Source organism: Streptomyces sp. NPDC048473 (genome assembly GCF_043200155.1).
Taxonomy (GTDB): domain Bacteria; phylum Actinomycetota; class Actinomycetes; order Streptomycetales; family Streptomycetaceae; genus Streptomyces.
Window position 1 is genome coordinate 113,695 of the sequence record NZ_JBICXE010000022.1, and the last position, 15,040, is coordinate 128,734.

Below are 15,040 nucleotides of genomic sequence, written 5' to 3' on the forward strand. Positions count from 1 at the left end.
GGCAAATGAGTCGGTCGACCGGCATTCACAGCTGCGCGTGCGATACACATTGTGTCCACCGGTCGCCATCGAGCGGCAACCGTTTTTCGCACGAAGGGAGCCCAGGACCGTGCGACGAATGGCGTACGTACCCGGCACCGCGCTACTGGCAGCGCTTGTCGTCGGCTGCAGTGCCAGCACCGGAACGGGTGGCTCCGCCCCCGACAGCAAGCCCGGCGAGGCGACCGTCGCCGCGGCGGCCCCCGGCAAGTACCGCACTCTTCCCGACCCTTGCCGCGCCGTTGTGCCGTCCACGCTGAAGGAACTGCTCCCGGGCGCTGCCGAACTCCCCGAGGACCAGCAGAAGAAGGTGTTCGAGGGCACAGCCACCGTCACCTACGACACCGACCGCCGGGTCGGCTGCCGATGGAAGTCCGAGGCCCCCGTCTCCTCGCACACCCTCTTCATCGACTTCGAGCGTGTCGTGTCCTACGACCCCTCGGTGAGCGACGACGACCGCGCCCGCGAGGTGTACACGAAGAAGCAGACCGCCGCCGGTCTGACCTCGGACTCCGCCACACCCAGCAGCACGAAGGACGCGGAGAAGCAGACGCTCCCCGCCTCGGACTCCACGTCGGACAGCGCGTCGGACTCCGCCTCGCACGCCCTGTCCGGCCCGGCCTCCGAAGACAAGAACACGGACGGGAACGCGGACGAGCCCGCAGGCGAGAGCTCCGACGAGAACGGCGGCGAAGGCAGTGAAGGCAGCGACACCGACGGCGGTACGGACGGCAGCGCCGGCAGCGCCGACGAGAGCCTTCTGCCCCGCACTCTCGACGACCTCGGAGACGGTGCATTTCTGGACGATCTGCTCACTCGGGCAGGTTCCGCCGCACAGAACCGGACGGTGAGCGTGGTATTCCGCACATCGAACGTCATCGTGACCGTCGAGTACACCGAGCAGCCGTCCGTCTCCACCGTGGTCCCCGACAGCAAGGAACTGCAGGACAAGGCCCAGTCGCTGGCCCGGAAGCTGGTCGACAAGTTCAGCGAATAGCCCCGCCCCGGGCGCCGCGAACCGGCGTCGCCCGCGCCCGCCGAGTCCCCGGCCGAGGCGGCATCCGGTCGCCGTCCGTCGTACCGTGGCCCTCCGGAACACCCGCCCGACCACCCGCCCGACCGCGCCCCCGACCACCTGGCAGCCCGCCCGCCGCGCCACCCGAGTGAAGGAACCATGCACCGTTCAGCCCCGCGACTCTCCCGCATACTCGCCTGCGCCGCCGTTCCGGTGATGCTCGTCGTCGCCGGCTGCTCGTCGGACTCCGGCGACAAGAAGGACTCGGGTTCGTCCTCGTCGTCCGCCGCGCCGAGCACGAAGAAGTCGGAAGCGAGTGTCGAGCCGGCGAAGTTCGCCGCGCTGCCCGACCCGTGCAAGTCGATCACCACGAAGACGGTCACCTCCCTGGTCCCCAAGGCGAAGTCCAAGGGCGGCACGCCTGCCAACTCCAGCGACACCGCGTACCGCGTCGGCTGCTCCTGGAACGGCCTCGACGACAACGGCGTGAAGGGTTCCCAGTACCGCTGGCTCGACGTCGGCTTCACCCGCTTCGACTCGGACCAGGCCCTGGGCAGCGGCGCCAAGCGGGCGCAGCAGGACTTCGCGAAGCAGGTCGCCAAGGCCAAGGCGACCGAGGGCGCGAAGAAGGTCGTCGAGGCGCCCGTCACCGGCATCGGCGAGCAGGCGACCAAGATCACGTACGACCTCACCAAGACGAGTGAGGACTTCAAGTACGCAACGGTCGTGGCCCGCACGGGGAACGTCGTCGTCACGCTCACCTACAACGGTGCGGGTTACGCGGGCGCAAAGGCTCCGTCCGCCGACGACATCCTGAAGGGCGCCGAGAAGGCGGCCAAGGAGGCAGTGGCCTCGGTCGCCACCGCCGACACGAAGTCGGACGCACCGAGCGGGTCGGACAAGCCCAGCGGGTCGGCCAAGCCCAGCGGTTCGACCAAGCCCAGCGAGAAGGCCACGGACAAGAAGACCAGCTAGAAGACAAGCTGGAAGACGAGCCGGCTGTATTGACGCGCAGGGCCTGCCCCAACGCCCCTGCCCAGAAGCAGTTTCACGAAGCCCGGTCCTCCCTCGAGTACCGGGCTTCGCCCCTCCCCGCGCAGCACGCCACGCCCTCATGTGCCAGGCTGTGCCCGCCAGAAGTCGGAACAGGGCGTCAAAGCGGAGCAGCAGCGCAGGACGTCGGATACGGGAAACGGGGAGGGGAACGCGGGTGGCCGCGATGCAGCTGACACGCACCCACCGGATACTCATCGGGCTCGTGGTCGCCGGTGCGGTGCTCATCGCCGCGATCGGTTTCGCGGGTTCGTACGCGGCGGTGCGCGAGCTCGCCCTGCAGAAGGGCTTCGGGAACTTCTCGCTGGTCTTCCCGATCGGCATCGACGCGGGCATCTGTGTCCTGCTCGCCCTGGACCTGCTGCTGACCTGGCTGCGCATCCCGTTCCCGCTGCTGCGCCAGACGGCCTGGCTGCTGACCGCCGCGACGATCGCCTTCAACGGCGCCGCGGCCTGGCCCGACCCGCTCGGCGTCGGCATGCACGCGGTCATCCCGGTGCTGTTCGTGGTCTCCGTCGAGGCCGCCCGGCACGCCGTGGGCCGGATCGCCGACATCACGGCCGACAAGCACATGGAGGGCGTGCGCCTCACCCGCTGGCTGCTCTCCCCCATACCGACGTTCCGGCTGTGGCGGCGGATGAAGCTCTGGGAGCTCCGGTCGTACGAGCAGGTCATCAAGCTCGAACAGGACCGGCTCATCTACCAGGCCCGCCTCCAGGCGCGCTTCGGCCGCAACTGGCGCCGCAAGGCACCCGTCGAGTCCCTGATGCCGCTGCGCCTGGCGAAGTACGGCGTCCCGCTGGCCGAGACCGGTCCGGCCGGCCTCGCCGCCGCAGGCATCGAACCGGCCCTGCTGCCCCCCGCCCTGGCCCCGGCCGAAACAGGCGATTTCCAGCCCGAGTTGCCGTACGCCGAGCAACACCCCCAGCAGTACGAGCAACAGCAGCAGCACACCCACCCCTCCGACCCGGCCGCCGCCGAGGAGTGGCCCCCGGAGGGCCCCGGCTCGCACGAGAGCCCGTGGTTCGCGGCACCCCAGGTGCCTGACGACGCGTTCGAGAGTGCGTACAACCCGACGTACGTCGAGGGCCTGGAGCCCACCCCGGTCATGGTCCCGTCGGGCCCCGGCGGCCGCACCCGCCCCCTGGGCAACGTGGGCACCATCGGCGCCGTCCCGGGCCCCCGCGCCGCGGAACCCCAGCCGGAGCCCCGGCCGGAGGTGCCGGAGCCGGAACCACAGCCCGTGCAGCAGCAGGAGCCCGACCCGTCCGAATGGGCCGAGGCCGAAGTCGAGTTCAGCAAGATCGCGTACGAGGTGTTCACCGCGTACACGCACGCGCATCAGGACTACCCGAGTGCGGAGGTCCTCGACATACACCTCTCGGACGGCCACAACGTCAGGCATCCCCGCAGCGCGGCCCTGCTCCGCCGCCTCCTGCCGGGGTTCAAGCAGCGCTTCGACAACGAGATGGCGGAGAACCACATCGCGTAGGACACCCGCCCAGCCCGTCCGGCGTTCGAGGACGCAACCGGCAACGACGGAGGGCCGTCACCCGAATCACCGGGTGACGGCCCTCCGCACAAAAGGCACCTACGCAACAAAGGGCAACTACGCGCCCAGCAGCCTCCGCACCCGCTCCGCCCCCACGGCCAGCAGCAGCGTGGGCAGCCGCGGCCCCGTGTCCCGGCTGACCAGCAGCCGGTACAGCAGCGCGAAGAACGACCGCTGCGCGGCCTTCAGCTCGGGCGTCGGCTTGGCATCCGGCTCCAGGCCCGCCAGGGTCTTCGGCACGCCGTAGACGAGCGTGGTGAGCCCGTCCAGCGACCAGTGCGAGTCCAGCCCTGCCAGGAGCAGCCGCAGCGACTCCCGCCCCTGCTCGTCCAGCGAGCCGAGCAGCTCCTTGTCCGGCTCGTCGCGGACGATCGTGCGGGCCTCGGCCGGTACCTGGCTGGTGATCCAGTTCTCGGCACGGTCGAGACGGGGCCGGGCCTCGTCCAGCGAGGTCAGCGGGTTCTCCGGGTCCAGCTCGCTCAGGATGCGCAGCGTCTGCTCGTCGTGCCCGGCCGTGATGTCGACGACCGAAGCGAGCGTGCGGTACGGCAGCGGGCGCGGCGTACGCGGCAGCTCACCGGCGGCCGTGCCGATGGCCCTCGCGTACGCGGCCGCGTCGGCCGGCAGTACCGAACCGTCGGCGACCTTGCGCGCCAGCGAGTCCCACTCGTCGTAGAGCCGCTGGATCTCCTGGTCGAAGGCGATCTTGAAGGACTGGTTGGGCCTGCGGCGCGCGTACAGCCAGCGCAGCAGCGGCGCCTCCATGATCTTCAGCGCGTCGGCCGGGGTCGGCACGCCGCCCTTGCTGGAGGACATCTTCGCCATGCCGGAGATGCCGACGAAGGCGTACATCGGGCCGATCGGCTGCACGCCGTCGAAGACCTCGCGGACGATCTGGCCGCCGACGACGAACGAGGAGCCCGGCGAGGAGTGGTCCACGCCGCTCGGCTCGAAGATCACGCCTTCGTACGCCCAGCGCATCGGCCAGTCGACCTTCCAGACCAGCTTGCCGCGGTTGAACTCGCTCAGCCGGACGGTCTCGGCGAAACCGCAGGCCGTGCAGGTGTAGTTCAGCTCGGTGCTGTCGTCGTCGTACGACGTGACGGTCGTGAGGTCCTTCTCGCAGTTGCCGCAGTAGGGCTTGTACGGGAAGTAGCCGGCCGAGCCGCCGCTGCCGTCGTCCTCGCCGGCCGCGCCGGAGCCCGCCTCGGCCTCCAACTCGGCCTCGTCGACCTTTTTCTGCTGCTGCGGCTTCTTACCGCCCTTGGCACCTGCCGCACCTGCCGCCGCCGGGTCCTTCTTCGTCCGGTACCGGTCGAGGACGGCGTCGATGTCGGCGCGGTGCTTCATCGCGTGCAGGATCTGCTCGCGGTACACGCCCTCCGTGTACTGCTCCGTCTGGCTGATGCCGTCGTACTCGACGCCCAGCTCGTCCAGCGCGGCGGTCATGGCGGCCTTGAAGTGCTCGGCCCAGTTCGGGTGCGTGGACCCGGCCGGGGCGGGCACCGAGGTCAGCGGCTTGCCGATGTGCTCGGCCCAGGACTCGTCGACACCCGGGACACCGTTCGGAACCTTGCGGTAGCGGTCGTAGTCGTCCCAGGAGATCAGGTGCCGGACGGTGTATCCCCGGCGGCGGATCTCGTCGGCGACCAGGTGCGGGGTCATGACCTCACGGAGGTTGCCCAGGTGGATCGGGCCCGACGGGGAGAGACCGGACGCGACGACGACCGGTTTGCCAGGCGCACGACGCTCCGATTCGGCGATGACATCGTCCGCGAAGCGGGAGACCCAGTCGGTCTCGGTGCTGCTCTGACTCTGAGCCACGGTCTGCACGTCCTTCTCTCTTGTAGGACTCGTAGGAACACCCTTGTGGGACTCGTAGGGGCACCGCCCATTCTCCCAGGTCCCACCGGCAGCGCGAAAACGGCTTTACTCGCCGTGGAATACTGGGTGTGATCCCTTGTACCCCTACGGAAACGGCAGCCAGCTCATGGCCTCGGTCAATTCCCTCGCTTCCACGCTCCAGCAGCAGCTGGCGGACGCCCTGACGGCAGCTCTGCCGGATGCCGGCACCGCGGACCCGCTGCTGCGACGAAGCGACCGGGCCGACTTCCAGGCCAACGGCATCCTGGCCCTCGCCAAGAAGCTCAAGGGCAACCCGCGCGAACTGGCGTCCCAGGTCACGGCCGCGATCCCGGCGGGCGGCCTGATCAAGGAGATCGAGGTCTCCGGCCCCGGCTTCCTGAACGTGACGCTCAGCGACAGGGCGATCATCGAGACCCTCGCCGCGCGTGACGCGGACGACGAGGGCCGGCTCGGTGTCCCGTACAACAGCGCCGCGGGCACCACGGTCATCGACTACGCGCAGCCGAACGTGGCCAAGGAGATGCACGTCGGCCACCTGCGTTCCGCGGTGATCGGCGACGCGATGGCGCAGATCCTGGAGTTCACGGGCGAGTCCGTGGTCCGCAGGCACCACATCGGCGACTGGGGCACCCAGTTCGGCATGCTCATCCAGTACCTGATCGAGCACCCGGGCGAGCTGAACCACGAGGGCGACGGCGGCACGGCGGACGGCGAAGCCGCCATGTCCTCCCTGAACCGGCTCTACAAGGCCTCACGGGTGCTCTTCGACTCCGACGAGGAGTTCAAGGCCCGCTCCCGGGACCGGGTCGTGGCCCTCCAGGCCGGTGACGAGGAAACCCTCGCCCTGTGGCAGCGCTTCGTCGACGAGTCGAAGATCTACTTCTACTCGGTCTTCAACAAGCTCGACATGGAGATCCGGGACCCCGACATCGTCGGCGAGTCCGGCTACAACGCCATGCTGGAGGAGACCTGCCGCATCCTGGAGGAGTCGGGCGTCGCCGTCCGCTCCGAGGGTGCGCTCTGCGTCTTCTTCGACGACGTGAAGGGTCCGGACGGCAACCCGGCGCCACTGATCGTCAAGAAGTCGAACGGCGGTTACGGCTACGCGGCGACCGACCTCTCCGCGATCCGCGACCGGGTGCAGAACCTCAAGGCGAACACCCTGCTGTACGTCGTGGACGCCCGGCAGGCCCTGCACTTCAAGATGGTCTTCGAGACCGCCCGCCGGGCCGGCTGGCTGAACGAGGACGTCAAGGCCGTGCACCTCCCCTTCGGCACGGTGCTCGGCAAGGACGGCAAGCCGTTCAAGACCCGTGAGGGCGAGACGGTCCGGCTGCAGGACCTGCTGGACGAGGCGATCGACCGGGCGTCCGCCGTCGTGCGCGAAAAGGCGAAGGACCTCAGCGAGGAAGAGATCACCGAGCGCGCCACGCAGGTCGGCATCGGTGCGGTGAAGTACGCGGACCTGTCGACGTCGGCCGCCCGCGACTACAAGTTCGACCTGGACCAGATGGTGTCGCTGACCGGCGACACGAGCGTGTACATCCAGTACGCGCACGCCCGGTCCCGCTCCATCAAGCGCAAGGCGGGCGAGCTCAAGTCCCAGCCGCACCCGGAGCTGGAGCTGGCCCCGGCCGAGCGCGCGCTGGGCCTGCACCTGGACCAGTTCGGCGAGGTCGTGGCCGAGGTCGCCGCCGCGTACGAGCCGCACAAGCTGGCCTCGTACCTCTACCAGCTGTCGTCGCTCTTCACGACGTTCTACGACCAGTGCCCGGTGCTGAAGCCCGAGGTTCCGGGCGATGTCGCCGAGAACCGTCTCTTCCTCTCGGACCTCACCGCCCGCACCCTGCACCGGGGCATGGAACTGCTCGGCATCAGGACCCCCGAGCGCCTCTGAGTCCTGTCGGCGCCCGCACGCATCGGCCCGGTGCGGTGACCGGTTACTTGGTCACCCACTGGGCCGTGTCGTGTCGGTAGGTGTACGCCGGCCGCGTCTTGGTGCTGCTCGTACGGAACGGCTTCCCGCCGTCGTCGATGCGCAGCGTCCCCTCACGGCCGCCGCTGCTCCACTCCAGCTCCAGGTACCAGCTGACGTCATGCCCTTCGACATGTACGTCGAGGTCGAACACCTCCACATCGGTGGAGGTCACCCGGAACGGGAAGTCCTTCGGCGGCACCGGCTTGCCCGCCTGCTCCCCCGCAACCGGTGTGAGGGCCGGCCGGCTGTCGTCGAGGTCGATGTCGAAGGACTGCGGTGTGATGCCGCCCCCGCAGCCCTCCCCCATCGAGTACGCCGACCACGGCAGCGGCGCGTTCCTGGACAGCTCGCGCACATGCAGTCCGTGCAGTACGACGGCCTGCCCGGACCCTCCCTGCACGGTGAGTTCGAGCAGCATGTGGCCGCCGTCCACCCCGCCGAGCGCCCTCGCCCAGCCACGGGTGTCCTGCGGCGCGGGAGGCGGAGGTACGTCGTCCGGCTTCTGGTCCAGTACGTAGTACTGGCCGCAGGGCGCTTCCCAGTTGTACGAGCTGATGGTGGCGTTCAGGGGTACGCCCCCGCCCGTCTGCGCACCCGGACCTTCTCCCGCTCCCGCGCCGTGCCCGGTGGACGCGGAGACAGAGTCGGCCGACGACCTCAGGGACGGGGTCGTCGCGGCACCGGACTTGCCGGGCTTGCCCGACGGGTCCGGCTTGTTGGGCGACGCGGACGCGCCATCGTCGTAGCCGGGCGGTACGGGTACGCCCTCCATGGCGGGAGCATCGCTGAGGCCGCCGGTGTCCGTACCCGAGAGATTGCTGACGATGATCGTGGTGGGCACGGTGAGCGCGACGACGGCGACGGCCGCGAGCAGGACGCGCGTTCGCGGGGAGGACCAGAACCGCCGGGGCCGGCTCGCCCCGGCGGTCACGATCTCGGGGGCGAGGGCGAGGGCGGGGGCGGGGGCGGGCGCGTCGCCGTCATCCTCGTACCGGTCCTCAGGCGCCGCCACAGCCGCAGTTCCCGGCTCGTGAACGGATTCGGAATCAGGAACGGATTCAGGAACGGATTCAGGAACAGACGCAGGACGCCGTCTTGCCGCATCGGCCACGATCCACCGCCGGTGCAGCTCCACCAGCTCGTCCGCACTCGCCTCACACAGCCGTCCCAGCCGCTCCACCGGCGCGTACTCATTGGGCACGGCGTCACCGTTGCAGTAACGGTGGAGCGTCGACGTGCTGACGTGCAGTCGTCTGGCGAGAACCCCGTAGCTGTGTCCTGAACGGTCCTTCAGTTCCTTCAGCAGAGCCGCGAATTCTTCGGCCTCCGGCGTCGCCACTGCGGCGTTCCCCCTCCTGGTTCGTCCCGGAACACCGTTCCAGGGACGTGGAATCTGCCCAGGTCACAGTACGCGCAAGCATTCCAGCGTCCCCAATGAGCCGGTCGGCGTTGCGGCCGGAATCCGCCGTCCCGCAGTCTGTGACCACACCGCAGAGACCACCGGGACGACGCAGTGCGAACTCACTTCCGCATCGAGCTGATCGATGCCGTGGCGATCGGCGTAGTGATCGTGACCAGCACGATCGTCATGATCCTGATCTGCCACCACTGACTGAACAACCTCAACAACACACACGGGGAGTACCACCACCATGCGCAGCAACCGCATCCGCACCACCGCCCTCGCCGCGACCGCCCTCCTGGCCGCCCTCTCGCTCACCGCATGCAGCGACAACGGCAGCGGTGACAACGGCAAGGCGGGAGCGGCGGCTCCGGCAGGGAGCACCGCCGACCAGCAGTCCCCGGCCGACGCCACGCCGGACACGGGCAAGGACGCCGACAGCAAGTCCAACGCCCCCGCCAAGAACGCCGCCTCCACATCCAAGGGCTCCACCGGCGCCACGGGCGGCCAGAAGAACAACACCGGCGCCACCGGAAACACCGGCAACAGCGGCCGCGCCACCTGCATCGGCGAGAACACCAAGGTCACTGTCAGCAAGGTGAGCCGCCCCATCAACCACCTGTTGCTCACCATGACCAACACGGGCTCCCGCATCTGCGATGCGTACAACGCGCCCAAGCTCCAGTTCGACGACGCGCAGGCCGTCTTCCGCATCATCGAAGACAGCCAGCCGCAGGCCGTGGTCACGCTCGACCCGGGCCAGTCCGCGTACGCCGCCATCGGCCTGACCGGTGACACCGAGATGAAGGACCAGCACAAGGCCACCCACCTCACGGTGCACTTCTCCGCCAAGGACGCCTCGGGCTCCACGGGCACCGCCCCGGACGAGCTGACGCTCCCGGCCAACACCTACTGGGACGAGAAGGGCTACGTCACCTACTGGCAGAGCGACATGGCCGACGCCCTCACCTACTGATCCCTCGGGTACCGAAGCACCGACGCGCCGTCCCCTCAAAGGCAGTAGATCGCAGGGTCTGAGATCGAAACCTGAAGGGGCGACGGGGTACCGCGCGTCGGACAAGGAATCCCAGCAGTCCCACCGCCGCGCCGACCCCGAGCGTGAACCCGTCCTACGGCACGCGGTACCTCGCCATCAACGAGTGCGCCGCCCCCGGACCCGGCCGGACGGACATCTACCGCGAGGTCCCGTGCGGCGACCCCAAGGCCGTCGCACGGGTGACCGACCGGATGGAGACCGGCAACGCCGAGCCGTTCTCAGCAACCACCTGCTCGGAGCACACGCGACCGGGCGCAGCCCCCGGCCCCTGCCCCTGTCCCGGCCCCTGGAGATCCTCCGGATCAGTCCCGGTAATCCGGAGCCACCCGGTCCAGCAGCCGCAGCATGGCCGCCCAGGCCAGGTCGTACGCGGCATCGTCCTGAAGGTCCGTGTCCGCGTCCGCGTCGCCCGCGAGCTGTCGGGCGGTGTACTCGCAGGTCTCGGCCGGGGGAAGGGTCAGCGGTCCGCCGCCCGCCTGGGCGGTGACCTGGATCTCGCAGGCCTTCTCCAGGTAGTACATGCGCAGGAAGGCCTGGGCCGCGCTCCCGCCCACCGTCAGCAGACCGTGGTTGCGCAGGATCAGTGCCGGGTGGTTGCCGATGTCGTCGACAAGGCGCTTCTGCTCGTCGAGGTTGAGGGCCACGCCCTCGTAGTCGTGGTAGCCGACGCGGTTGTAGAACTCCATCGACATCTGGTTCAGCGGCAGCAGCCCGTCGCGCTGAGCGGCGACCGCGCACCCGGCCCTGGTATGGGTGTGCAGGACGCAGTGCGCGTCCTCGCGCGCGGCGTGGATCGCGCTGTGGATGACGAAGCCCGCGGGGTTGACGGGGTGGGGCGTGGGCTCGACCGGTTGGCCCGACAGGTCGATCTTGACCAGGTTGGAGGCGGTGATCTCCTCGAAGAGGAGGCCGTAGGGGTTGATCAGGAAGTGATGGTCGGGCCCCGGCAGCCGCAGCGAGATGTGGGTGAAGATCAGGTCGGTCATCCGGAAGTGCGCCACGAGCCGGTAGACAGCGGCGAGTTCGCGGCGCAGCCGGGTCTCCTCGGCACGGTCCGCGTCCAGGGCGGTCGGCAGTGCGGTCACGAGGGGGCTCCTTCGGGGGTCGGGGCGACCACGGGGGTCAGCGGGCGCCCGGTGCGGTGCCAGGCGATGACGTTCTCGGCGGGTGCGCACACGTACGCCCGCTGCGAGGTGTCGGACAGATACGCGCTGTGCGGGGAGAGCTGGATGCGCGGGTGGGCACGCAGCGGGTCGTCCGGCGCCGGAGGCTCGACCGGGAACACGTCCAGGGCCGCGGCCCGGAGCCGCCCGCTGTCCAGGGCGGCCAGCAGCGCGGCCGGGTCGACGAGTTCACCGCGGGCGACGTTCACCAGATAGCCGCCCGGCCGCATACGGGCGAGCAGTTCCGCGTCGGCCATGCCGCGGGTCTGCTCGGTCAGCGGGGTGTGCAGCGAGAGCACGTCGCAGGAGGCGATCAGCTCGTCCCGGCCGAGCCGCTCGACGCCGGACGGCCACCCGGCCGCGCCGGCGTGCGGGTCGTACGCGGCGACGCGACCGAAGACGGGGCCCGCGATCCCGGCCAGGACCCTCGCGATACGTCCGAACCCCATGAGGCCGAGCGTCAGCTCACCGGCCCTGCGCGGCAGTTCGGCGAACTCGGTGTTCCAGCCCCCGCCGCGCACGGTGGCGTCGGCCTGGGGCAGCGCGCGTACGAGACAGAGCGCGGAGGCGAGCGCGTGTACGGCGACATCCTCCGTCGCGGAATGCGGAAGGTTGCTCACCCACACACCGCGCCTTCGCGCCTCCGCCGTGTCGATCATGTCGTACCCGGCGGACATGGTGGCCAGCATCCGCACACCGGGGAGGCGGTCGAGCAGCGCGGCGTCCACCGGCGCGTAGCCGACGATCAGCGCGACGGCGTCGCGTGCGGCCGCCGCGATCACGTCCGGGTCGCGGCTGCCCACCACCCGGGTGTCGAACCCCGCCTCGGCCAGCAGCCGCACCCCCGGACCGACATCGAGTTCCTCGGGGTCCGTGAACACCACCAGGGGCGGCCGGCTCATCCCATCCTCCTCAAGCTTCACAAGCTCCTCTGGACCTTCAGCCACAGCGAAATGCAGATTCGTTCGCCTCGGCCGCGCTGAACCTACGTTTCATCCGACAGAATTGTCCAGAGATAGTGATGCGTACGTCAGTGTCACGCGTCACTCAGCCCGCACCCGGAAGCCCCCGCGCCCTGGTGGTCAAGAATGGGCCCCGCCCCGGGTGCGCCCGCCCCGGGCAATCGAACCGAGGGGAAGCACCCAGGTGGATCTGGACCGGACCGATCTGGCCGTCGTCCGTGAACTGCAGACGGACGGCCGCCTGACGTACGAGACGCTGGCGCAGCGCGTCGGGCTCTCCCGCCCCGCCACCCGCGCCCGCGTGCAGCGACTGCTCGCGGGCGGCGGCGTACGCGTGGTGGCCGTCGTCCATCCCGCTGTACGGAACCTGACCGCCTCGGCCCATCTGTCGATCGGCGCGAGCGGACCGGCCGAGCCGGTGGCCCGCGCGATCGCCGCCATGCCGCAGGCGCCGTTCGTCACCCTCACTGCGGGCAGCCGCGCGATCATGGCGGAGCTGCGCACCGAGGGGCTGGCGGAGCTGGACCGGGCCATCGAGTCGGTCCGCTCACTGAACGGCGTCGACTCCGTGGACCCGCTGATCTCCCTCCAGCACCTCAAGGACCCGTACCTGCTGGCAGGCCGGCCCGATGTGCCGGAACTGGACGCGACGGACCGGCTGATCCTGGACGAGCTGGAGCGCGACGGGCGGCTGCCCTTCGCCGAACTCGCCGAACGCGTCGGGCTCTCACCCGGCGCCGCCCGCGCCCGCACCCTGCGCCTGCTCGACGGCGGCGTGGCCAAGGTGCTCGCACTGGTCCGCCCCGAGCTGCTCGGGCTCGGCTTCCTCTGCGGATTCGCCGTACGCCTGGACGGCGAGCGGGACACCGTCGCGCGGCACATCGGCGGCTGGGACCGGGTCTCGTTCCTCTCCGCCTGCATGGGGCGCGCGGAACTCGTCGGGACGATCAGCGCGGAGTCGCTCGCGGCGGTGCGCGACACACTGGAGGACATGCGGGCGTGCACGGGCGTGCGCGCCGTGGAGAGCTGGGTCCACCTGGAGCTGGTCAAGGAGCGGTACGACCTCGGCGCACCCACTCCCTGACCGCCCCCGGGCCACCACATCGAACGATACGTAAGCGAAATCCAGCGCAACATTCCGAAAAATTGGTGAACGAGGGGTCTAGGCAAGATAACGTCTGCCGCATATCGTCCAGGCGAACGAATCAGCCGTCGCGGACTCTCCGTGTGTACGGCCTCCCTCATGGACGTCCCAGGTCGAAAGCAGGCCCCCCTCATGCACCACCACCTCGACGACGCCGACCGCACTCTCCTCGTGACCGGCGCGGCCGTCGCCGCCCCCGGTACCGCCGAACGCGCCGAGGCACTGGCCGTCCGCGGCGGCCGGGTCGTCCACATCGGCACCACCGACGACGCCCGCGCCGCACTCGGCGGCCGGGCCGACGATGTCCTCGAACTCGACGGCGGCCTCGTCCACCCCGGCTTCGTCGACGCCCACTGCCACCCCGTGATGTACGGACAGGCCCTGGCCTGGGTGGACTGCCGCCCCGAGCGCGTACCGGACATCGAGACGCTCGTCGCCGTCCTGACCGAAGCGGCCCGCGAACTGCCCGCCGGGGTTCCGGTGCGCGGCTTCGGCTACGAACACCGCCGCCTCGCCGAACGCCGCCACCCCACCTGCCACGACCTCGACCGCGTCGCCACCGACCGCGAGGTCTACGTGATGAACGCCTCCGGCCACGGCGGCGTCGTCAACTCCCACACCCTGCGCACCTGCGGTGTCACCGCGGGCACCCCCGACCCCGAGGGCGGCAGCATCGGCCGGTCCGCCTCCGGTCAGCCCGACGGGCAGCTCTGGGACGCCGCCTGCGACCTGCTCACCGGCCCCGGCGGCGTGAAGATCGGCAACCACGGCCCGAACTTCCACCTCTCCGAGCCCGACGACATCATGGCCGACCACCTCCAGCGCGCCCAGGAGGTCTTCCTGGCCGCCGGAGTCACCACCGTCGGCGACGCCCAGGCGTCCCGCCGCGAGATGGAGACGTACCTGCGCGCCCGCGCCGACGGCTCACTGCGCCTGCGCGTCTCCGCCTACCTCACCTCCGCGCTCCTGGACACCGCGCTCGAACTCGGCGTCGTGAACGGCTTCGGCGACGACCTGTTCCGCGTCCAGGGCGTCAAGTTCTACGCCGACGGCACCCTCGGCGGCTGGACCGCGTACTTCCCCGAGGGCTACGCCGCCGACTGCTGCCACCACGGGCAGCTCTACCACTCCGCCGAGGAGTACGCCGAGCTCGTCGGCCGCGCCCACCGCGCCGGGCTCCAGACCGCGACCCACGCCCAGTCCCCGTACGCCATCGGCATGGTTCTCGACGCCGTCGAGAAGGCCCAGGCCGACCGGGAGCGCCCCGGCATCCGCCACCGCATCGAGCACTCCGGCCTGCCCACCGACGAACAGATCGCCCGCATGGGCCGGTTGGGCGTCGTCCCGGTCATGCAGCCCCAGCACCACCTGCGCACCGGCGACGGCACACTGACCGCCGTCGGCGACCTGGGTCACCGCTACAACCCGGCAGGCACCTGCCTGGCCGCGGGCGTCCCCGTCGTCTTCAGCTCGGACGCGCCCGTCGCCCCGCCCGCCCCGCTGGAGGCCGTCTCCGCCGCCGCGACCCGGCGCACCGTACTCGGCACCGTCCTCGGCGACGCCTCGCTGCGGATGCCCGTCGCGGACGGGCTGCACGCGCACACCGTCTCGGCCGCCCGCGCCCTGCACCGCGAGCATGCCGTCGGCGCCCTGGCCCCCGGCATGCTCGCCGACTTCGTCGTCCTGGCCGGCGACCCGCTCACCGCCGACCCGGCCGAACTCCCCTCCATCGGCGTACGCGAGACCTGGATCGGCGGCACCCGCGCCTGGGCGGCCCCCGGCCGCTGACCCGCCGCCCCACTTCACTCC

At 70.4% G+C, this 15,040-nt stretch carries 11 protein-coding genes; 7 read left to right on the forward strand and 4 right to left on the reverse strand.

Annotation, left to right across the window (positions count from 1 at the left end):
- Positions 1-118 precede the first annotated feature (118 nt).
- The 3 genes from ACGFU7_RS29625 (at position 119) to ACGFU7_RS29635 (ending at position 3,599) form a co-directional block, all read left to right on the forward strand.
- Positions 119-1,036, forward strand: coding sequence for a DUF3558 domain-containing protein (locus tag ACGFU7_RS29625; protein ID WP_393699732.1), 918 nt, complete (start codon positions 119-121; stop codon positions 1,034-1,036).
- A gap of 177 nt (positions 1,037-1,213) precedes the next feature.
- On the forward strand, positions 1,214-2,029 hold the full coding sequence (locus tag ACGFU7_RS29630; protein ID WP_393699734.1) for a DUF3558 family protein: 816 nt from the start codon (positions 1,214-1,216) through the stop codon (positions 2,027-2,029).
- 235 nt (positions 2,030-2,264) lie between these two features.
- Positions 2,265-3,599, forward strand: coding sequence for a DUF2637 domain-containing protein (locus ACGFU7_RS29635; protein WP_393699735.1), 1,335 nt, complete (start codon positions 2,265-2,267; stop codon positions 3,597-3,599).
- A gap of 117 nt (positions 3,600-3,716) precedes the next feature.
- On the opposite strand, the gene lysS is transcribed toward ACGFU7_RS29635, so the two are convergent.
- The gene (gene lysS, locus ACGFU7_RS29640) at positions 3,717-5,492 is read right to left on the reverse strand and encodes a lysine--tRNA ligase (RefSeq protein WP_393699737.1); all 1,776 of its coding nucleotides are present in this window, start codon (positions 5,490-5,492) and stop codon (positions 3,717-3,719) included.
- A 157-nt stretch (positions 5,493-5,649) separates the two neighbouring features.
- Between lysS and argS the strand changes: the two genes are divergently transcribed.
- Positions 5,650-7,422 carry an arginine--tRNA ligase gene (argS, locus tag ACGFU7_RS29645; protein WP_393699800.1) on the forward strand — a complete coding sequence of 591 codons (1,773 nt, stop codon included), beginning with the start codon at positions 5,650-5,652 and terminating at the stop codon, positions 7,420-7,422.
- Positions 7,423-7,465: 43 nt separating this feature from the next.
- Here argS and ACGFU7_RS29650 read toward each other — a convergent pair whose 3' ends face one another.
- Positions 7,466-8,842 carry a helix-turn-helix domain-containing protein gene (locus tag ACGFU7_RS29650; protein ID WP_393699739.1) on the reverse strand — a complete coding sequence of 459 codons (1,377 nt, stop codon included), beginning with the start codon at positions 8,840-8,842 and terminating at the stop codon, positions 7,466-7,468.
- A gap of 313 nt (positions 8,843-9,155) precedes the next feature.
- Here ACGFU7_RS29650 and ACGFU7_RS29655 point away from each other — a divergent pair, with 313 nt between their 5' ends.
- Complete coding sequence (locus ACGFU7_RS29655) at positions 9,156-9,881, forward strand: DUF4232 domain-containing protein (RefSeq protein WP_393699741.1); 726 nt, start codon at positions 9,156-9,158, stop codon at positions 9,879-9,881.
- A 383-nt stretch (positions 9,882-10,264) separates the two neighbouring features.
- On the opposite strand, the gene ACGFU7_RS29660 is transcribed toward ACGFU7_RS29655, so the two are convergent.
- Together ACGFU7_RS29660 and ACGFU7_RS29665 are read right to left on the reverse strand one after the other, a co-directional pair.
- A complete protein-coding gene (locus ACGFU7_RS29660; RefSeq protein ID WP_393699743.1) occupies positions 10,265-11,047 on the reverse strand; it encodes a class II aldolase/adducin family protein in 783 nt (260 codons plus the stop codon).
- Positions 11,044-12,027 (reverse strand): C-terminal binding protein, encoded by a 984-nt coding sequence (locus ACGFU7_RS29665; RefSeq protein WP_393699744.1) that lies wholly within the window; start codon positions 12,025-12,027, stop codon positions 11,044-11,046. Before ACGFU7_RS29665 ends, ACGFU7_RS29660 begins: the two co-directional genes overlap by 4 nt.
- Before the next feature lie 244 nt (positions 12,028-12,271).
- Here ACGFU7_RS29665 and ACGFU7_RS29670 point away from each other — a divergent pair, with 244 nt between their 5' ends.
- The gene (locus ACGFU7_RS29670) at positions 12,272-13,171 is read left to right on the forward strand and encodes an Lrp/AsnC family transcriptional regulator (protein ID WP_393699746.1); all 900 of its coding nucleotides are present in this window, start codon (positions 12,272-12,274) and stop codon (positions 13,169-13,171) included.
- 192 nt (positions 13,172-13,363) lie between these two features.
- A complete protein-coding gene (locus ACGFU7_RS29675; RefSeq protein ID WP_393699747.1) occupies positions 13,364-15,019 on the forward strand; it encodes an amidohydrolase in 1,656 nt (551 codons plus the stop codon).
- Positions 15,020-15,040: the final 21 nt, after the last annotated feature.

Bases quoted from the DNA above. Each gene is read 5' to 3' on its own strand.
- ACGFU7_RS29625 (WP_393699732.1), top strand. From the start codon at position 119: ATGGCGTACGTACCCGGCACCGCGCTACTGGCAGCGCTTGTCGTCGGC.
- ACGFU7_RS29630 (WP_393699734.1), top strand. From the start codon at position 1,214: ATGCACCGTTCAGCCCCGCGACTCTCCCGCATACTCGCCTGCGCCGCC.
- argS (WP_393699800.1), top strand. From the start codon at position 5,650: ATGGCCTCGGTCAATTCCCTCGCTTCCACGCTCCAGCAGCAGCTGGCG.
- ACGFU7_RS29655 (WP_393699741.1), top strand. From the start codon at position 9,156: ATGCGCAGCAACCGCATCCGCACCACCGCCCTCGCCGCGACCGCCCTC.
- ACGFU7_RS29665 (WP_393699744.1), bottom strand. From the start codon at position 12,027: ATGAGCCGGCCGCCCCTGGTGGTGTTCACGGACCCCGAGGAACTCGAT.
- ACGFU7_RS29675 (WP_393699747.1), top strand. From the start codon at position 13,364: ATGCACCACCACCTCGACGACGCCGACCGCACTCTCCTCGTGACCGGC.